Below are 19,637 nucleotides of genomic sequence, written 5' to 3' on the forward strand. Positions count from 1 at the left end.
GACTATGACCCCGCAGCCCTATAACGCCGCACCGCTCTTCGACACTGTCCTCGTCGCGAACCGCGGTGAAATCGCCTGCCGCGTGATCCGCACCCTGCGGGCGCTGGGGATCCGTTCGGTGGCCGTCTACAGCGACGACGACGCCGGTGCCCGCCATGTGCGTGAGGCCGACGTCGCGGTCCGGCTCGGCCCGGCGCCGGCGCGGCAGAGCTACCTGTCCGTGGACGCCGTCCTGGCCGCCTGCCGCAGCACCGGAGCGCAGGCGGTACACCCCGGATACGGCTTCCTGAGCGAAAACGCCGATTTCGCCTCCGCCCTGGCGGACGCCGGGATCACCTTCATCGGCCCGCCCGTAGGCTCGCTCGAGCTGATGGGGGACAAGATCTCCGCCAAGAACCATGTGAAGGCCCACGGGGTGCCGGTGGTCCCGGGCATTGCGGAACCGGGCCTGGACGATGCCCGGCTGCGGGAGGCAGCGGCCGGCGTCGGCTATCCCCTCCTGATCAAACCGTCGGCCGGCGGCGGCGGAAAAGGCATGCAGGCAGTGCTGGCGCCCGAAGACCTGCCGGCGGCACTGCAGACCGCCCGGCGGGTCGCGGCCTCGGCCTTCGGCGACGACACGCTGTTCCTGGAGCGGCTGATTGCCTCACCCCGGCATATCGAGGTGCAGATCCTCGCGGACACGCACGGGAACGTGATCCATCTGGGGGAGCGGGAGTGCTCCCTGCAGCGCCGGCACCAGAAGGTCATCGAGGAGGCACCTTCGGTGCTGCTGGACGCCGCCACCCGGGAGCGCATCGGCGAGGCCGCCTGCAACGCCGCCCGGTCCGTGGACTACACCGGCGCCGGCACCGTGGAGTTCCTGGTCTCCGACGCCGCTCCCGACGAGTTCTTCTTTATGGAGATGAACACCCGCCTCCAGGTGGAACACCCGGTCACCGAAATGGTCACGGGAGTGGACCTGGTCGCCGAGCAGGTCCGGATTTCCGCTGGGCATCCGCTGTCCCTCAAGCAGGAGGACGTGGTCCTCACCGGGCATGCGGTGGAAGCCCGGATCTACGCCGAGGACCCGCAGCGGGACTTCCTGCCGACGTCGGGGTCCGTGCAGTGGCTGCGGGAGCCCGTTGGCGAGGGCATCCGCGTGGACTCCTCGCTGCTGCCCGGGCTGGCCGTCTCCTCGAGCTATGACCCGATGCTGGCCAAGGTCATTGCCTGGGGTCCGGACCGAGCCGCCGCGCTGACCCGCCTGGACACCGCGCTCGCGGATACGGCCGTGCTGGGCATCGGAACCAACGTGGAATACCTCCGGCTGCTGCTGGCCGATCCCGATGTGAGGGCCGGACGGCTGGACACCACCCTGATCGAACGGCGGCTGCCCGGGCTGAAGTTCCGGTCCCCGCAGCTGCCCGAGTTCGCCGCCGCCGCGCTGCTGTATCTGCAGCGCTTGGCCGTGGCAGGCGCGGGTGCGGGCACGGGGTCGCCCTGGCGGCGGGCGGACGGCTGGCGGATCGGCGGCAGCGGCGCCGGCGGTCCGGACGGGCAGGGAAATGCCGGCGGGGCGCCCCTGCATCTGGTGTTCGCCGCCCCCGTACCGGACGGCGACGACGTCAGCGTGAGCGTGACCGGCACTGCCGCACAGGCGACGGTACGGATCGGTGGGACCGTGCACAGGGCGGCCCTGCTGGGCGGAACCGGGACCGCGTCAGAGGCACGCGTACGCCTCACCCTGGACGGCGTCCTGCATTCCTTCACGGCTGCCACCGAACCGGACACCGGTGCCTTCTGGCTGGCAGGTGCGAGCGCCGGGGAACTGTTCACCGTGCGCCTGCGGCTGCGCAGCCGCCGGGAACAGCTGGACCGCTCCACCGCGGCGGCCGGCCGGGAAGCGGGCGAAGCCGACCCGGTGGTGCGCTCGCCGATGCCAGGAACCGTGGTGGCCGTAGCCGTGGCGGACGGTACCCGCGTGCTGGCCGGAGCGCCGCTGCTCAGTGTGGAGGCCATGAAGATGGAACACCAGCTGCGGGCTCCGATGGACGGCATTGTCCATCTCAGCCTGAAACCCGGAGACCTGGTGAAAGCCGACCAGGTCCTCGCAACACTCATACCGGAGCCCGCATCCGGCACCACAGTCCCCACCGACCCGCACACCGAGCCCCACACCGAGCAAGGAGCAGACCATGCCCGACTTTGAACTCAGCGAGGAATACCAGGATCTCTCCGATACGGTGCGCGACTTCGCCGACGAAGTCATTGCCCCCGTGTCCGCCCAGCACGACGCGGAACATAGCTTCCCGTACAAGGTGATCTCCCAGATGGGGGAGATGGGACTGTTCGGGCTGCCCTTCCCGGAGGAGTACGGCGGAATGGGCGGGGACTACTTCGCCCTCGCGCTCGCACTCGAGCAGATTGCCCGTGTGGACCAGTCCGTGGCCATCACCCTGGAAGCCGGGGTGTCCTTGGGTGCCATGCCCATCTACCGGTTCGGCAACGAAGAGCAGAAGCAGCAGTGGCTGCCCCTGCTGGCCAGCGGTGAAGCGCTCGCCGGGTTCGGCCTCACCGAACGCGAGGCAGGTTCCGACGCCGGCGGCACCAAGACCACCGCCCGGCTCGAGGACGGGCAGTGGGTGATCAACGGCAGCAAGGAGTTCATCACCAACTCCGGCACGGACATCACCCGCCTGGTGACGGTCACCGCCGTCACGGATACCGTCACGGAACCGGACGGTTCGGTGCGGAAGCTGATCTCGACCATCCTGGTGCCTACCGAAACCCCGGGCTTCACGGCCGAAAAACCGTACAACAAGGTGGGGTGGAATGCCTCCGACACGCATCCACTGACGCTCACCGACGTCCGGGTGCCCGAAGCCAACCTGCTGGGTGCCCGCGGCCGGGGCTTCGCGAACTTCCTCCAGATCCTGGACGAGGGCCGCATCGCCATCGCGGCCCTGGCCACCGGTGCCGCGCAGGGGTGCGTGGACGAGTCCCTGCGCTACGCCAAGGAACGCGAGGCCTTCGGAGCGGCCATCGGCACCTATCAGTCCATCTCCTTCAAGATTGCGCGCATGCAGGCCCGGGCGCACACCGCCCGGCTGGCTTATTACGACGCCGCCGCCCGCATGCTGGCCGGCCGCCCGTTCAAGACGCAGGCCGCCATCGCCAAGATGGTGGCTGGGGAAGCAGCCATGGACAACGCCCGTGACGCCACGCAGATCTTCGGCGGCTATGGCTTCATCAACGAGTTCCCCGTGGCCCGCCACTACCGCGATTCCAAGATCCTCGAAATCGGCGAGGGCACTACTGAGGTGCAGCTGATGCTGATTGCCCGCAGTATGGGCCTGTGACAGGAGACAGCCATGGACCTCACTGAGCAGGAACGGACAAAGCCATGATCAACAAGGTGTACCCCGATGCGGCCGCCGCCGTCGCCGACATCCCGGACGGCGCTTCACTGGCTGTGGGCGGCTTCGGTCTCTGCGGCATCCCGGTGGCGCTGATCGACGCGCTGCATAACGCCGGCACCACCGGCCTGGAGACCGTGAGCAACAACTGCGGCGTGGATGACTGGGGTCTGGGCCGGCTGCTCGCCGACCACCGGATCAGGCGCACCACGAGCTCCTACGTGGGCGAGAACAAGGAATTCGCCCGCCAGTTCCTGGCCGGGGAGCTGGAAGTGGTCCTCACCCCGCAGGGCACCCTCGCCGAGAAGCTGCGCGCCGGCGGCGCGGGCATCCCCGCGTTCTATACCCCTGCCGGAGTGGGCACCCAGGTGTCCGACGGCGGCCTGCCGCAGAAGTACGACGCCGAGGGTGGCGTGGCGCTGGCCTCAGCACCGAAGGAGGTCCGCAGCTTCGGCGGCGCGGACTACGTGCTGGAGGAATCCCTGACACCGGACTTCGCCCTGGTCCACGCAGCCAAGGGGGACCGGCACGGCAACCTGGTGTTCCACGCGGCCGCCATGAACTTCAACCCGCTCTGCGCCATGGCCGGGCGGATCACCATTGCCGAGGTCGAGGAACTGGTGGAACCCGGGGAGCTGGACCCCGAACACATCCACGTTCCGGGAATCTTCGTGCAGCGGGTAGTCCTGGCCCCCGCCGGCGAGAAGCGCATTGAAAAGCGGACGGTCACGGCCGCCGCCGACGACGGCACCAACGGAAGCAAGGAGGGCTGAGATGGCACTGACCCGCCAGGAACTGGCCGCCCGGGTCGCCCGGGAACTGCACGACGGCCAATACGTGAACCTGGGCATCGGCATGCCCACCCTGATTCCCAACTACATCCCCGAGGGGGTGGAAGTGGTGCTGCACTCCGAAAACGGCATCCTCGGCGTCGGGCCGTATCCCACCGAAGAGCAGCTGGATCCGGACCTGATCAATGCCGGTAAGGAAACCGTCACCGTGAACAGTGGTGCCTCCTTCTTCGACTCCGGTGCGTCGTTCGGCATGGTGCGCGGCGGGCATGTGGATGTTGCCGTTCTGGGCGCCATGGAAGTGGCGGCGAACGGCGACCTGGCCAACTGGATGGTGCCCGGGAAGATGGTCAAGGGCATGGGTGGGGCCATGGACCTGGTGTTCGGTGCCAAGCGGGTGATCGTGATGATGGAACATCTCGACCGGACGGGCCAGCCCAAGATCGTGCGCGAATGTTCCCTGCCGCTGACCGGAAAGGGATGCGTGGACCTGATCGTCACCGACCTGGCCGTGATCGAGGTGGGGCCCGAGGGGCTGGTGCTGCGCGAGACCGCCCCCGGCGTCAGCGTCGAGGACGTGGTTGCGGGCACCGGTGCGCCGCTGGAGGTGTCCCTTGACGTATGAGGAGCCCGACGCCGGCACCGAGGAAGTGGCGATGGCGCCCCGGGTCGTTGAGCAGCGCGGCCTCTGGTACGAGGAGTTCGAACCGGGAACCCTGTACCGGCACCGGCCCGGCCGTACCGTCACCGAGGCGGACAACGTCCTGTTCACCACCCTGACCATGAACACCCAGGGACTGCACCTGGATGCCGCCTACAGCGGGCAGCAGCCCTTTGGCCAGCGGCTGGTGAACTCCATGTTTACGCTGGCCACCATGGTCGGCCAGTCGGTGGGGCAGCTGACCCAGGGCACCCTGGTGGCGCAGCTGGGGCTGGGGGAGATCAGCTTCCCGCATCCGCTCTTCCATGGGGACACCCTCTACACCGAAACCGAAGTGGTGGATAAGCGGCTCTCATCCTCCCGGCCAGGCCAAGGGATTGTGACGCTTGCCCACACCGGCCGGAACCAGAACGGAGACGTGGTGGGGAGGTGCACCCGGACCGCCCTGATGTGGACGGCCGAGGGATACGAAGCGCAGGAGGCAGGTGCAGGCACGCGATAGGTTGGATATCCGTCAGTACAACCGGAAACACCGAGGAGTCTCACCATGACCACCTTCCCCATGGGACCAGCGCTGCTTTTCTGCCCGGGGGACCGGCCGGAACGCTTCGGCAAGGCTGCCGAGCGGGCAGACGCGGTCATCCTGGACCTCGAAGATGCCGTGGCTCCGCGGGACAAGGAAGCTGCCCGGAAGAACCTCATCGCCGCGGACCTGGACCCCGAAAGCACCATCGTCCGGGTCAACCCCCTCGGGACCGAAGACTTCGAGCGGGACCTCGCCGCCCTGTACCAGACCCCGTACCGCACCGTGATGCTGGCCAAGACGGAGGACGGACCCGCCGTCGCCCGGGCGCTCGCAGGCTTCACCGTCGTCGCACTGCTTGAAACAGCACTCGGTGTGGTCCGGGCCGCGGACATTGCCTCCACCGGAAATGTCGCAGCACTGATGTGGGGCGCCGAGGACCTGCTTGCCTCGCTGGGCGGGGAATCCAGCCGCCACCAGGACGGCAGCTACCGCAGCGTTGCCATGCACGCCCGGTCCACGGTGCTGCTGGCCGCCGGTGCCTTCGGCAAGGGCGCCATTGACTCGATCTACGGCAACATCCCCGATATCGAGGGGCTGGAGGAGGAAGCGCGCGACGCCGTCGCCTCTGGTTTCGCGGCGAAGGCCTGCATCCATCCAGACCAGGTCGCTGCCGTCCGTGCTGCCTACGCCCCGGACCCCGCCGACGTCACGTACGCCGAACAGGTGCTGGCCGAGGCCCGCAACCACGGGGGAGTGTTTAACTTCCGCGGACAGATGATCGACGGGCCGCTGCTGAAGCAGGCCGAGCAGACGCTGCGCCGGGCACAGGGCTGAAACTGCCGGTGACGGCCGCTACGCTGTCCTCATGCGCATAGTCATAGCGGGAGCCCACGGAAGAATCGCACGCGAACTGGGCCGCCTGCTGGCGGCCGATGGCAACGATGTTGCCGGCCTGATCCGCAACCCCGAGCACGCCGCGGACCTGGAGGCGGACGGCGTCGCCCCCGTGGTGCTGGACCTGGAAAACAGTACCCTCGAGGACGTCGTCCAGGTCCTCACCGGCGCCGATGCAGCTGTGTTCGCCGCCGGTGCCGGGCCGGGCAGCGGGGCGGCCCGCAAGGACACCGTGGACCGGGCCGCTGCCGTACTGCTGGCCGACGCCGCCGAGCAGGCCGGCGCCGGACGCTTCCTGCAGGTCTCCTCGGGTGGCTTGGACGCCGTGCGCGGAGGCTCCCGTCCCGAAGGACTGGATGAGGTCATGTACGCCTACCTCCTAGCCAAACTGGCCGCCGAAGAGGACCTGATGGCCCGCAGCCAGCTGGACTGGACCATTCTCCGCCCGGGCATCCTGACCAACGACGCCCCGTCGGGGCTGGTGGAGCTGGCTCCGGCAGTGGACCGCGGGCCCATCCCACGCGCCGACGTCGCCGCCGTCCTGGCCGAGCTGCTCAGGACCGGCAACGGTGTGCATCAGGCACTGGGCGTGATCTCCGGGGACACTCCCGTTGCCGAGGCCGTCCAGGCCCTGCAGACCGCGGGCTAGGCTGCCGTTCCCTGCCGCACGGTTTCCCCGGCAATGCCGAAGCGAGCCCGGCTGCGGGATACTGGAGGCATGCAGCCTCCCGAATCGATCTCCTCCGACTCCGACTACGTCCGTTCCCGCCGACCGGGCTCGGACCACCTGCCCCGCCGCGTGGTCCTGCTCGGTTCCACCGGGTCGATCGGAACGCAGGCCATCGACGTGGCCGACGGCGCCCCGGAACGGTTCCGCATCGTGGCACTGGCCGCCGGCGGATCCAACCTGGAGCTCCTGGCCCAGCAGGCCGTCCACACGCTGGCCGAAGCGGTCGGCTGCGCCGCCGTCGACCTGCCCACCCTGCACCGGCACATCTCTGACGCTGCAGCCGCAGCGGGGATCACCGGATACGCCCCGGAGCTGTTTGTTGGAAAGTCGGCAGCGACCGCTATTGCGGGGTGGACCGAAGCCGACGTGGTTCTCAACGGCATTACCGGGTCGATTGGACTCGAACCCACGCTGGCTGCCTTGGCTGCCGGACACCTGCTGGCCCTGGCGAACAAGGAATCCCTGATCGTCGGCGGGGAGCTGGTGAAGCGTGCCGCTGCCCCCGGGCAGCTCGTTCCCGTGGATTCGGAGCATTCCGCGCTGGCACAGGCGCTGCGCTCCGGAACCCATGCCGAAGTGGACCGCCTGGTGGTCACGGCTTCCGGCGGCCCGTTCCGTGGACGGAAGCGCTCCGAGCTGGCCGATGTCACGCCCGAGCAGGCACTGGCCCACCCGACCTGGAACATGGGCCGGGTGATCACCACCAACTCGGCCAGCATGGTCAACAAGGCGCTCGAAGTCATCGAGGCACATCTGCTCTTCGACATCCCGCTGGACCGGATCGACGTCGTCGTCCATCCGCAGTCCATGGTGCATTCCATGGTGCAGTTCGTGGACGGCTCCACGATTGCCCAGGTCTCGCCGCCGGACATGCGCCTGCCCATCGCCCTGGGGATGGGCTGGCCGCACCGCGTGCCGGGCGCCGCGCAGGCCTGCGACTGGACACAGGCCACCGAGTGGACTTTTGAACCGCTGGACGAGGAAGCCTTCCCCGCCGTGGCCCTCGCCAAGCGGGCGGCGGCCGCCGGAGGCACGAACATGGCGGTCTACAACGCGGCCAACGAGGAAGCCGTGGACGCCTTCCACGACGGGTTGATCGGATTCACAGACATCGTTGATACGATCGCGGCCGTACTTGAGGAAGCCCCGGACTCGGGGCCGCTCACGCTGGAATCGCTGCTGGCCGCGGAGGCCTGGGCACGTGCCGCTGCGCGGAAGCGTTGTGGAAGATGACAAACCCCGCAGCCGCAGTTGAACTGAAGGAAACCCGTTGACCATTCTGCTATTCATCCTTGGCGTGCTGTTCGTGGCGGTGGGCATTGCTGCCTCCATCGCCCTGCACGAAGTGGGCCACCTGCTGCCGGCCAAGGCCTTCAAGGTCCGGGTCACCCAGTACATGATCGGTTTCGGCCCCACCGTCTTCTCCCGGACCCGGGGGGAAACCGAATACGGGTTCAAGGCGCTGCCCCTGGGCGGCTACGTGTCCATGGTCGGGATGTTCCCGCCTAACAAGGAGCACGACGGCGAGGTGCGGCGCTCCAGCACCGGCATGTTCCAGCAGCTCGCCACCGAAGCCCGGCAGGCCGAGACGGACCGCCTGGTCGAGGGCGACGAGAACCGGGTCTTCTACAAGCTTCCGGTCTACAAGCGGATCATCATTATGCTTGGCGGGCCGTTTATGAACCTGCTGATCGGCGTCGTGCTTTTCGCCGTCCTGCTGATGGGCTTCGGCACCGCGCAGACCACCACCACACTGTCCGAGGTCAACAAGTGCGTCATCACCGCCGAGCAGCAGGCAGCCACCGGCCAGACCGACTGCACGGAGGCTGATCCGGCCGCTCCCGCATACGAAGCGGGCCTGCTGCCCGGGGACACCATCACCAAGTTCGACGGCCGGGACGTTACGTCCTGGGAAGAGCTGACGGGCTGGATCCGTGAGGCGGCCGGACAGACCGTTCCGCTCACCTACGAACGGGACGGCGTCGAGGCGCAGACCACCATCACGCCGCTGCTCACCGAACGTCCGGTGTTGGACGACGACGGCGCGGCCAAGACCGACGACGACGGCAACTACCTCACGCAGGAAGTGGGATTCATCGGCGTCGGCGCCGAACAGGAACTGGTGAGCCAGCCGGCCGGAGCCGTCCTGCCCACCGTGGGGGAGAACCTGGCGAACATTGCCGGGGTCGTGGTCAACCTTCCCCAGCGGGTGGTGGACGTGGCGCAGGCGGCGTTCTCCTCCGAGCCGCGCGACCCGAACGGTCCCATGAGCGTGGTGGGCGTGGGCCGCATTGCCGGGGAAATTTCGTCCCAGGAAGTCATCCCGGTCGAGTCCCGCGTGGCGACGCTTATCGGGCTGGTCGCCAGCGTGAACCTGGCACTGTTTGTCTTCAACCTGATTCCCCTGCTGCCCCTGGACGGCGGACACGTGGCCGGCGCCCTGTGGGAGGGGCTGCGCCGCGGCGTGGCAAAGCTGTTCCACCGTCCGGACCCGGGGCCCTTCGACATGGCGAAACTGCTCCCGCTGACGTATGCCGTGGCGGTGCTGCTGATGGGGATGGGTGCGCTGCTGATCTACGCGGACATCGTGAAGCCGGTCAGCCTGTTCAACTAGGTTTCCTGTGTTCTTCGCCGGCCGGGGGCCCCGTTCCGGCGCCCGGAACGGCGGCAACGAAATCCCTTGCTCGCAGAGCTCGCCGGGATATTAAAGCCGCCTAACCCGGGCGCCTGCACGGGTCCAGCGGCTCCGGCGCGGGAATGGCGGTACCCGGGCGCCTGAGCGGCCACTGTCCCCAGGATGCCCGCTAAACACGGGCACCTGCACGGAATGGGGCCGAACTGGGAAGAATCGACCGGTTTGGGAAATCCCTGCACTGCGCAGCGAACGCTTTTTCCCAAACCGTACGGTTTTTCCCACACCGGAGGGATTCGGGGTGCGGGAGTCGGAGGGGAGCCGCACCCTTCAAAAGCCGGCATGGCAGACTGGCAGGCATGATTCCCGGGGGAGAAGCCGAAACAACCACCTTCCGTACCGTCATGCCGGTGCGGTACCGGCTGATCGTGGGCCTGCTGGGCTTCGCAGCCACCGGTGGGACCGTTCTGGCCACTCTGGGAGCAGGACCGGCACCGTTCGTAGTTGGCCTGCTGATGGCCTTGGCGTTCAGTGCAGTCGTCATGATGACGGCCCGCGTCGGGGTGGGACCTGGAAGCGTGCAGATCCGGGTGGCGGCAGTGTTTGCCACGGAGATTCCCTACCGGGAGATCAGAGGGGTCTCAGCAGGACCGGTGACGGGGCTGCGCGAGGGCATGGGGCTCCGGATCCTTCCCGGGGCCACCGGCTACCTGGTGGGCGGACCATCGATTCGGATCGAATGCGGTCCGATCGCCGTGCTGGTGTCCTGCCGCGAACCGGAACGGCTCCTGTCCAGCCTGGCCCGACAGGGCGTGCCCACGGCATAGGGCTCGGGTGTTCAGCCGGACCCAAGATCCCCCAAATCCCAGTCCCGCCGCATCCCGTCCCAGCTCGATCTCATGCTGGCCCGCGTCCCGGGCCGCTGAACAGCAGAGGGTCCCACGGATTGGGGCTGGAGGGCACTGGTGGGACCACATTGGTTTCACCAGCACCACCGGCTGGGACGCTGTGCACCACCCTGGCTGGGATGCTGTCTGGCTGGGACACACCGCCGCATCAGCCACAGCAGCCGCGCCAGCCCTGCCCGCTTGCGGCCCAAGCCCCAGGTACGCGACCTCCACCAGCCCTGCCCGCTTGCGGCCCAACCCCGGGTACGCGACCTCCACCAGCCCTGCCCGCTTGCGGCCCAAGCCCCGGGTATGCCAGCTTCACCAGCGTGGCCCGACAGGGCGTGCCCACGGCATAGGCATCCCAGGCCAGCCGCACCAGTCCTGCCCGCTTGCGGCCCAAGCCCGGGTACGCAGTTGCAAATAGAATTGAACCCATAAAGGGTTGCAATCGTGTTTGCATACGTTTACGGTTGCAACATGTTCGTCCTCACCATAGATCAGCGCAACAGCCAGGGCAGCGGAGATCAGGTTCCGCAGCTGCTGGACGCCCTCGCAGGCCTCCCCATGCTCCTGGCCTTCGAACGGTCGGTGGGCGATGAAATCCAGGGGGTCTGTACCTCCGCGGAAACCGTTACCGACGCCGTGCTCCAAGTCCTTCGGGACGGGAACTGGTACGTGGGTATCGGCGTCGGCGCAGTCCATGAACCCCTGCCGGGTAGTCCCCGCGAAGCAGGAGGCCCTGCATTCGTTGCGGCCCGGCAGGCAGTGGAGCGGGCCAAGAAAAGCGGCGACCGGCCTCCTGTTGCCGTGGAGGGATCACCCGGCGCCCCCGAAGCCGAAGCGGTGCTGATCCTGCTCGGACGCCTGATCGCGGAACGGACAGCAGCCGAATGGCGGATCCTGCAACACGTCGAACCCGGCAAATGGGGTGCCCAGACGGCCGCCGCCCGTAAGCTCGGCATCAGTTCCCAAGCCGTGAGCAAAGCGGCCCGGCGGGCCGGCTGGCAGGAGGAATGGGCTGCCCGGCCGGCGGCGGCGGTGTTGCTGGAGCGCGCGGATGCCCTGGCCAACAGCCCGGCCACCAGCCCGGCAAACAGCTCAACGAAGGACGGATAAATGACGATTGTCTGGGTCGTGACCGGGCTGCTGGCCGCAGGGTTCCTCGGCTGGCCCGTGACCTACGGCGTCCTCCGCCTGGCCCGCGCCGTCGAGCAACCGCGCCCGGCGCCCGAACCCAACGCCATCCTGCGCGGCGGCCTGGCCATCGGGGTGCTGGAACGCCTGGCGGTGGCGGCCGCCGTCCTCGCCGATGAACCGGTGGCCATCGCCTACGTCGTGGCGGTGAAAGGCCTGGGCCGCTATGCCGAGCTCAAGGAAACACCGGCAGCCGCCGAACGGTTCATTATCGGCACCCTGGCGTCCATGCTCTGGGCTGTAGCGGTCGCCGTTCCCATCCGTCTGTACCTGCTCTAAACCGCCGGCCGACCGGCCATAGTCCGGGCATCCCGTAGGCTTGGGGACATGAGTATTTTCGCAGTTGAGTATGTCTACGACGCCGATTCGGCCGATCTCCGCGACCAGCACCGTCCTGCACACCGCCAGTGGCTGCAGCAGCTCGTGGATGAGGGGCACGTCCTTTCGGCAGGCGCATTCGTAGACGGCGCGGGGGCTCTGCTCCTGTTCGTCGCAGAGGATGAAACCGGTCTGCTGGCTCTGCTGAAGCAGGACCCGTTCGCCGTCGTCGGCGCTATCTCCGGCATGAAGACCACAGCCTGGAAGCCGGCCCTCGGAGCGTTCTCCGACCTCGCGTAACCATACGTTCTAAGCCCAGAGTGATATTGGCCCGGCCCCGGCAGTCTCTGCCCGGGCCGGGGTGATAATAGGAAGGGCGCGTTTCATGCGCGCGTTTCACAGCCTAATACCTGCCGTTTCGGCACATGGAGGACGTTTTGACCTCGGTCAACCTTGGAATGCCAGCAGCACCGCCACCCACCCTCGCGCCGCGGCGCAAGACCCGCCAGATCAAGGTGGGCTCGGTCGGTGTCGGATCCGATTCCCCGATCAGCGTCCAGTCCATGACGACGACGCCCACCACTGACATCAATGCGACCCTGCAGCAGATCGCCGAGCTGACGGCGTCGGGCTGCGACATTGTCCGTGTGGCCTGCCCCAGTGCCGACGACGCCGCCGCGCTGCCGATCATTGCCAAGAAGTCGCAGATCCCCGTGATCGCCGACATCCACTTCCAGCCGAAGTATGTCTTCGCCGCCATCGAAGCCGGCTGCGCCGCGGTCCGGGTGAACCCGGGCAACATCCGTAAGTTCGACGATCAGGTCAAGGAAATCGCACAGGTCGCCAAGGACCACGGCACCTCCATCCGCATCGGCGTTAACGCCGGTTCCCTGGACCCGCGCCTGCTGGCCAAGTACGGCAAGGCAACCCCCGAAGCACTGGTCGAATCCGCCGTCTGGGAAGCATCCCTCTTCGAGGAACACGACTTCCACGACTTCAAGATCTCGGTAAAGCACAACGACCCCGTGGTGATGGTGCGCGCCTACGAACTGCTGGCCGAACGCGGCGACTGGCCGCTGCACCTGGGCGTGACTGAAGCCGGCCCCGCGTTCCAGGGCACCATCAAGTCCGCCACCGCCTTCGGCGCCCTGCTGTCCAAGGGCATCGGCGACACCATCCGGGTTTCCCTCTCCGCTCCTCCCGTGGAGGAGATCAAGGTGGGCAACCAGATCCTGCAGTCGCTGAACCTGCGCCCGCGCAAGCTCGAAATTGTCTCCTGCCCGTCCTGCGGCCGTGCCCAGGTGGACGTCTACACCCTGGCCGAGCAGGTCACCGCAGGCCTCGAAGGCATGACCATCCCGCTGCGCGTTGCCGTCATGGGCTGCGTAGTAAACGGACCCGGTGAAGCACGCGAGGCGGACCTGGGTGTAGCCTCCGGTAACGGCAAGGGCCAGATCTTTGTCAAGGGCGAAGTCATCAAGACCGTCCCTGAGGACCAGATCGTTGAAACACTCATCGAAGAAGCGATGAGGATCGCAGAAGATATGGGAGAACCCGATGGCGAGGATGCTGGGACGGGTGGCCCCATGGTTACCGTCAGCTAAGCCTGATATCCGCAGCGCCGCCTCCGGTGCGGCGCTGCGGATCCTGCGCGACGAGGACACCGTTGCGCTCTGGGACCTGGCCGCGGCCGACCCGGTGGCGAACATCTTTATGCTCTCCCATCTGGAATCGGCGCGCACGGCCGCACCCACCTCCTCGGGCGGACGCGTGGTGGGAGTGTTCGACGGCGGCACGCTGGTTGGCGCCTGCTGGGCCGGAGTGAATGTGGTGCCCATCGGTCTTGACGCAGACACCGGCCCGGAGGTCGGGCAGTATCTGGCCCGGTCACGGAACCGGTTCTCCTCGATTTTCGGCCCCGCCGACGCCGTGCTCTCCCTTTGGTCCGAGCTCCGGTCCGGCTCCCCGCAGCCCTTCGACGTCCGGCCCGAGCAGCCCCTGCTGCAGATGGCGGCCCCGTCGCAGGTGGCCCCCGCACCGGGACTGCGTCCCGCACACCCAAACGAGCTCGACGTCCTGCTGCCCGCCTGCACTGCCATGTTCGAGGAAGAAGTGGGCTACTCACCGGTGGCCAACGGGGACCGGCACTACCGGCAGCGGGTGAAGGGACTGATCGAACGCCGCCAGTCACTGGTGGACTTCGACGCCGCCGGGCGGGTGGTCTTCAAGGCCGAACTCGGCACGGTCTCCAGCCAGGCCGCCCAGGTCCAGGGTGTCTGGATGAACCCCGAATACCGCGGACAGGGGCTGAGTGCCGCCTACATGTCCGCCGTCGTCGGCGCTGCACTGGACGTCGCCCCGGTAGTGAGCCTGTACGTGAACGCCTACAACTCGGCAGCCCGCGCCACCTACGACGCCGTCGGCTTCGAGCAGGTGGGCACCTTCGCCACCATCCTGTTCTAGCCCGGCGGCTGTCCACCCGGCCCGGAGCAGTGCACGGACCGGCCGCGCAGGGACCGGCCCGGCCCCGCCGTCGTCCTACGCCTGTCCGGCATCGGCGGGCGCACGCGCTAGATTAGTAGGGCATACATTCTTGACGGATGCAGCCGCGTGGCTGCAGAAACGGATTCCCAGCGTGGTCCTTCGACTTTCCACCCTTTTCCTGCGCACCCTGCGCGAAGACCCGGCCGACGCCGACGTCGCCAGCCACCGGCTCCTGGTCCGCGCCGGCTATATCCGCCGCGCCGCGCCGGGCATCTACTCCTGGCTGCCGCTGGGCCTGCGGGTGCTGGGGAAGGTGGAGACCATCATCCGTGAGGAGATGGAAGCCATCGGCGCGCAGGAAGTGCATTTCCCCGCACTGCTGCCGCGCGAGCCCTACGAGACCTCCAACCGCTGGACGGAATACGGCGAGAACCTGTTCCGCCTGCAGGACCGCAAGGGTGCGGACTACCTGCTGGCACCGACCCACGAGGAAATGTTCACCCTCCTGGTCAAGGACCTCTACAACTCCTACAAGGACCTTCCGGTCTCCCTGTTCCAGATCCAGACCAAGTACCGCGACGAGGCACGGCCGCGCGCCGGGCTGCTCCGCGGCCGCGAATTCATCATGAAGGATTCCTACTCCTTCGACATGGATGACGAAGGCCTGGACGCCAGCTACCAGGCGCACCGTGAAGCCTACCTGCGGATCTTCGAGCGCCTGGGCCTGGAGATCGTCGTCGTCTCGGCCGTCTCCGGAGCCATGGGCGGCTCCAAGAGCGAAGAGTTCCTGCACCCGATGGCGGTTGGCGAGGACACCTACGTGCGCTCCGCCGGCGGCTACGCGGCCAACGTCGAAGCCGTCACCACCGTGGTTCCGGCCGACATCGATTACTCCGGCGCCCCGGCCGCCCGTGTGGTGGACACCCCGGACACCCCCACCATCGAGACGCTGGTGAATGACGTCAACGCCCGCTTCCCGCGGGAGTCCGGCGAGTGGTCGGCCGCGGACACACTGAAGAACGTGGTCCTGGCCGTCACCCTGCCCACCGGCGAACGCCGGATCGTCGTGGTCGGCGTGCCGGGGGACCGCGCCGTGGACCTCAAGCGCATCGAAGCCAACATTAGCTCCCATGTGGGTATGGGCGGCGAGCTGGCCGTCGACGCCGCCACGGATGAGGACCTCAAGAAGCACCCGGGCCTGGTCAAGGGCTACATCGGCCCGGGCCTGGACCCGGCCGAGCCCGTGCTGGGCACCGAGTCCGCCACCGGCCTGCTGTACCTCGTGGACCCCCGCGTCGTCAGCGGCACCAGCTGGATCACCGGCGCCAACGAGCCCGGCAAACACGTCATCGGACTCGTTGCCGGCCGTGATTTCACCTGGGACGGCACCATCGAGGCCGTAGAGGTGCGCGAGGGCGACGAAGCACCGGACGGCTCCGGTCCGCTCGAAGCTGCCCGCGGCATTGAAATGGGCCACATTTTCCAGCTCGGCCGCAAGTACGCCGACGCCCTGGGCCTGAAGGTCCTGGACCGCAACGGCAAGCTGGCCACCGTGACCATGGGGTCCTACGGCGTCGGCGTGACCCGTGCGGTGGCAGCCCTGGCCGAGTCCCACCATGACGACAAGGGCCTGACCTGGCCCCGCGCGGTCGCCCCGGCCGACGTGCACGTGGTTGCAACGGGCCGCGGCGAGGAAATCTTCGAGGCGGCTGCGAAGCTCGCCGAAGAGCTCGAGGCTGCGGGACTGGAAGTCATCTATGACGACCGGCCCAAGGTGTCCCCGGGCGTGAAGTTCGGCGACGCCGAGCTCATCGGCGTTCCGACCATCCTGGTGGTCGGGCGCGGCCTGGCCGACGGCGTTGTGGAAATCAAGGACCGCGCCACCGGGAACGCCGAGAACGTTCCCGTCGCCGAAGCGGTGGAGTACGTGCGCCGCGCCGCCGCGCAGTAACCTCCGGTGGTCTCGGTTCTCGAGGACGTCACGTTTGCCACCATCGCCCTTGTGGTGGTGGCAGGCCTGGCGGCCGGCTGGGTGGATGCGGTGGTTGGCGGCGGCGGGCTGATCCAGCTCCCCGCCCTCCTGCTGGTGCCCGGCATCAGCCCGGTGCAGGCGCTGGCGACCAACAAAATGGGTTCCATCTTCGGGACCACCACCAGTGCCGTGACCTACTACCGGCGGGCCCATCCGGACCTGAAAACGGCGCTTCCCATGGCCGGCGTTGCCCTGGCGGGAAGCTTCGGCGGCGCCGTCCTGGCGGCGTCGCTGCCGTCGTCGGTCTTTAAACCCATCATCGTGGCGGCCCTCGTGGCCGTAGCCGTCTTCACCGCCACCAAACCAACGGTGGGTGAGCTGACGAAGCTGCGCCATACCGGTGGCCGCCATTACGGCACCGCTGCAGGCATCGGCCTGCTGATCGGTTTCTACGACGGCCTGATCGGCCCGGGCACCGGCTCCTTCCTGATCATCGCGATGGTCACCCTGCTCGGATATAACTTCCTCGCGGCCAGTGCCAAGGCCAAGATCGTGAACATGGCAACCAACCTCGGTGCCCTGGCCTTCTTCCTTCCCCACGGCTCGCTGCTCTGGGGCCTGGGCCTGGTGCTCGGCTTCGCCAACATGATCGGCGGTTATCTCGGTGCGCGGATGGCGGTTCGGCAGGGCAGTAAATTCATCCGCGTGGTTTTCCTGGTGGTCGTTGGCGCCCTGATCATCAAGCTCGGCCACGACGTGTGGGTGGAGAACATCCGGGGCTAGGCCGCCGGCAGCTCCTGGACCGGGGGAATCCCCGGGTGCCTGCGGCCGGCCAACGCTGACGCCACCCACACGGAGCGCTGAGCATCTCCGTGCCGCCCCTCGCGCACGTAATCCAGGGCGTTCGCCACCTCCCGCAGGATGCTCCAGTCCAGGGCGGCTTGCCGGTCCAGTCCCGCAGCGGAGCAGAGTGCGTCCAGCCGGGCGAGGAGTGCCTCTTCCGGCGCCTGGATGCCAAGATCCTGCAGCCGGTTCCACAGCATCGGAGCCACGGCGTACTCGGCCTCGCCGAAGACCGCCTGCGGATCGATGCCCACGTACCCGCCGGGCTCTCCCGGACGGGCCAGGACATTTGCGTAGTGCAGGTCCGCGTGCACCAGGACATCCCGGACGGACCGCCGGCCCACAGCGCCGCGCGTCTGGCAGACCTGCAGCGCCGCCTCCAGCAGCCAGCGTTCAAACGGCTGCCCCAGCTCCTCCCACACCGCCGGCAGTTCATCCGAGAGCTGTTCGGCCTGCTCGGCGAGGGAGGGGATGGCAGCCCAGTAGGGTGAGTCGGATTCGGGCACACTCAGCCGGCGCACCAGGGACCCCCAGATCCGCACGGCATCCGCCATCTCCACGTCCAGCAGTGTCCGGTCCGGGTCCAGCCGCTCCAGGACCAGACAGGTCCCGGCGGCATCGCGGTCCAGGAGCCGCACGGCCGCGTTCCCGTTCCACAGGGCCAGGGCCGCCGACTCGGTGACCGCCTCCGGATGCGGAAAAGGGAACTTCAGCACGGCCGGCGTACCGTCCGCTGCCCGGACGGGCAAGACCAGTGCCCCGTGCCCGTGCCAGGGCGCCGCGCCGGGCGGATCCGGAACCAGCTGGAAATCCGCCAGGGAGCTTTCGACCAGGCCGGGCAGTTCCGCCAGCCAGGTCCGGCCGTCCCTGCTGCCGAGGTAGCGCCGGCGCAGGGCGTCAGGGACGACGACGGCGGGTGCCATGCGCTTCCTCCTTAGCGGTCGGGATGTGCGGACTACAGCGGGCGGAGCCGGGGACGGCTGTACCGGGGGACCGGCAGGCGAATGGTCAGTTCCACGGCAGGTTCTCCGGAACGGCATCCAGCCCCGGTGTTGCGGGGACAGTGTCCGCCTGCAGGTACAGGTCCTCCGAGACGTCGGCGAGCCGGGCAATCGCCCAGCCGCGGAGGTTGCCGTCGGACAACGCCACGAGGTCAGCGTAGACCGCCGGAAACTGCTCTTCCAGTGCGGGCAGGGCATCGGCCGGATTCCGCAGGAAACCTGCATCAAGCCGGTAGGCAGCCACCGGGGCGATGGCGGGCAGGCACAGCTCGGCCAGGTAGGCGACGGCATCCGTTCCGGAGGATTCGTGCGCAGCGGCACGTTCACGCCACTGTTCACCGCGTTCCGCCGCGGAAGGGGCCTGCGCGAAGGCGACCTCGTACGCGTAAGCGGCCCCGAACTCCGCGTCGATGGCGGCAGTGAGGGCGTCGGCCGCGCCGGGTGCCGCAGTGCCGGAGCCACCGCTGCCGTCTCCGTCCGGCGCCGGCTGCGTGCTGCCGGACCCGGGCTCCGGACGTTGCGCGTCCGGGCACGCTGACGCGTCCGGGCCGGCGCCGGTCCCGGACGGTTCGGTGTCCGCAGCCGGGGATCCGCCGTCAGTGCCGGGGAACTCCTCATCCGGCAGCGTCAGGCCGTAACGGTTGGCGTTCCGGGTGGCCCACACCTGCTGTGCGGCGCCGGTTGCGGCAAGCAGCCGTGCCGTGCCGGCGTCGGCCCGCCAGGCGGCCTGCAGGTTGGCCTGCGCCGAAGCGGCCAGGGCCTGCACGTAATGGTCCAGGTTCCGTCGGTCCGGCCCTGTTCCAGCTGCCGGAGTTCCGGAACCGGTGCCGTCCGTGCCGGCGCCGCCGGGGACGTGCAGCGGCTCCTCGGAGCTCCTGCGGGTCGGCACGGCGGCAGGATGGCGTCCTAGGCCGGTCAGGAGGGCTGCCTGGCTGCGCAGGCCCTCGGCCTGGGCCGTGAACTCCGCGGCCCCGCCGTTTCCTCCCTGGGCGGCCAGCACGCGCGCCTCTGCCGCCAGCTTCCCGGCGTCGGCCTGCGCCTGGGTCAGGGCCAGGTCGGAGAAGGTCCGGGTGGAGTCCGCGGCATCACCGGATCCGGCTACCAGGCCGAAACTGAGGACCACTGCTCCCAGTGCGAGAAACAACACAAGACGCCGGACGCGGGCACCCCAGCGGCCCCGGCCGCGGGCGCGGCCGGGCTCGGCTCCGGGGTTCTCCAAAGGCGCATCCACAACTGTCGATAATGCCACGAACGCGCTCCCATCTGCATCGATGCCTCAAGGGCCGCGGAATGTCGGTAGTCT

The 19,637-nt window shown here is 68.3% G+C and carries 19 protein-coding genes; 17 read left to right on the top strand and 2 right to left on the bottom strand.

The genetic code is table 11. From position 1 onward, the window contains the following. The first annotated feature begins 4 nt into the window (after positions 1-4). The 17 genes from QNO10_RS04670 (at position 5) to QNO10_RS04750 (ending at position 17,273) form a co-directional block, all read left to right on the top strand. A complete protein-coding gene (locus QNO10_RS04670; protein ID WP_229950016.1) occupies positions 5-2,191 on the top strand; it encodes an acetyl/propionyl/methylcrotonyl-CoA carboxylase subunit alpha in 2,187 nt (728 codons plus the stop codon). Further along, positions 2,178-3,341: an acyl-CoA dehydrogenase family protein gene (locus tag QNO10_RS04675; protein ID WP_229950019.1), complete on the top strand. Its 1,164-nt coding sequence runs from the start codon at positions 2,178-2,180 to the stop codon at positions 3,339-3,341. The genes QNO10_RS04670 and QNO10_RS04675 overlap by 14 nt, the downstream gene beginning before the upstream one ends. A 44-nt stretch (positions 3,342-3,385) precedes the next feature. After that, on the top strand, positions 3,386-4,171 hold the full coding sequence (locus tag QNO10_RS04680) for a CoA transferase subunit A (protein WP_229950021.1): 786 nt from the start codon (positions 3,386-3,388) through the stop codon (positions 4,169-4,171). 1 nt (position 4,172) lies between these two features. Next, complete coding sequence (locus QNO10_RS04685) at positions 4,173-4,814, top strand: CoA transferase subunit B (RefSeq protein ID WP_229950022.1); 642 nt, start codon at positions 4,173-4,175, stop codon at positions 4,812-4,814. A gap of 31 nt (positions 4,815-4,845) precedes the next feature. Further along, positions 4,846-5,352 carry a MaoC family dehydratase gene (locus QNO10_RS04690; RefSeq protein ID WP_229950213.1) on the top strand — a complete coding sequence of 169 codons (507 nt, stop codon included), beginning with the start codon at positions 4,846-4,848 and terminating at the stop codon, positions 5,350-5,352. Between the two features lie 45 nt (positions 5,353-5,397). Then, the gene (locus QNO10_RS04695; protein WP_229950023.1) at positions 5,398-6,210 is read left to right on the top strand and encodes an HpcH/HpaI aldolase/citrate lyase family protein; all 813 of its coding nucleotides are present in this window, start codon (positions 5,398-5,400) and stop codon (positions 6,208-6,210) included. Between the two features lie 31 nt (positions 6,211-6,241). After that, positions 6,242-6,919: an NAD(P)H-binding protein gene (locus QNO10_RS04700; RefSeq protein WP_229950025.1), complete on the top strand. Its 678-nt coding sequence runs from the start codon at positions 6,242-6,244 to the stop codon at positions 6,917-6,919. Positions 6,920-6,988: 69 nt separating this feature from the next. Beyond that, positions 6,989-8,233, top strand: a complete 1,245-nt coding sequence (gene dxr, locus QNO10_RS04705) for a 1-deoxy-D-xylulose-5-phosphate reductoisomerase (protein WP_229950027.1) — start codon at positions 6,989-6,991, stop codon at positions 8,231-8,233. A 37-nt stretch (positions 8,234-8,270) separates the two neighbouring features. Continuing rightward, the gene (locus QNO10_RS04710; protein ID WP_229950029.1) at positions 8,271-9,614 is read left to right on the top strand and encodes a M50 family metallopeptidase; all 1,344 of its coding nucleotides are present in this window, start codon (positions 8,271-8,273) and stop codon (positions 9,612-9,614) included. Between the two features lie 377 nt (positions 9,615-9,991). Next, the gene (locus QNO10_RS04715) at positions 9,992-10,459 is read left to right on the top strand and encodes a hypothetical protein (RefSeq protein WP_229950031.1); all 468 of its coding nucleotides are present in this window, start codon (positions 9,992-9,994) and stop codon (positions 10,457-10,459) included. 540 nt (positions 10,460-10,999) lie between these two features. Further along, positions 11,000-11,638 (top strand): MarR family transcriptional regulator, encoded by a 639-nt coding sequence (locus QNO10_RS04720; protein ID WP_229950033.1) that lies wholly within the window; start codon positions 11,000-11,002, stop codon positions 11,636-11,638. Next, positions 11,639-11,995, top strand: a complete 357-nt coding sequence (locus QNO10_RS04725) for a hypothetical protein (protein ID WP_229950035.1) — start codon at positions 11,639-11,641, stop codon at positions 11,993-11,995. Between the two features lie 48 nt (positions 11,996-12,043). Next, positions 12,044-12,334, top strand: a complete 291-nt coding sequence (locus tag QNO10_RS04730) for a YciI family protein (RefSeq protein ID WP_229950041.1) — start codon at positions 12,044-12,046, stop codon at positions 12,332-12,334. A 137-nt stretch (positions 12,335-12,471) separates the two neighbouring features. Then, positions 12,472-13,638, top strand: a complete 1,167-nt coding sequence (gene ispG / locus QNO10_RS04735) for a flavodoxin-dependent (E)-4-hydroxy-3-methylbut-2-enyl-diphosphate synthase (protein WP_229950043.1) — start codon at positions 12,472-12,474, stop codon at positions 13,636-13,638. Further along, a complete protein-coding gene (locus QNO10_RS04740; RefSeq protein WP_331460343.1) occupies positions 13,613-14,497 on the top strand; it encodes a GNAT family N-acetyltransferase in 885 nt (294 codons plus the stop codon). Before ispG ends, QNO10_RS04740 begins: the two co-directional genes overlap by 26 nt. Positions 14,498-14,669: 172 nt before the next feature. Further along, positions 14,670-16,469, top strand: a complete 1,800-nt coding sequence (locus QNO10_RS04745; RefSeq protein ID WP_229950218.1) for a proline--tRNA ligase — start codon at positions 14,670-14,672, stop codon at positions 16,467-16,469. A 6-nt stretch (positions 16,470-16,475) separates the two neighbouring features. Next, entirely contained in the window at positions 16,476-17,273 is a 798-nt protein-coding gene (locus QNO10_RS04750) for a sulfite exporter TauE/SafE family protein (RefSeq protein WP_229950045.1), read from the top strand. Here QNO10_RS04750 and QNO10_RS04755 read toward each other — a convergent pair. Continuing rightward, positions 17,270-18,256 carry an aminoglycoside phosphotransferase family protein gene (locus QNO10_RS04755; RefSeq protein WP_229950047.1) on the bottom strand — a complete coding sequence of 329 codons (987 nt, stop codon included), beginning with the start codon at positions 18,254-18,256 and terminating at the stop codon, positions 17,270-17,272. The genes QNO10_RS04750 and QNO10_RS04755 overlap by 4 nt on opposite strands. An 85-nt stretch (positions 18,257-18,341) precedes the next feature. Next, on the bottom strand, positions 18,342-19,583 hold the full coding sequence (locus QNO10_RS04760; RefSeq protein WP_229950049.1) for a DUF4439 domain-containing protein: 1,242 nt from the start codon (positions 19,581-19,583) through the stop codon (positions 18,342-18,344). Positions 19,584-19,637 lie beyond the last annotated feature (54 nt).

The organism is Arthrobacter sp. zg-Y919, from assembly GCF_030142045.1.
Taxonomy (GTDB): Bacteria; Actinomycetota; Actinomycetes; order Actinomycetales; family Micrococcaceae; genus Arthrobacter_B.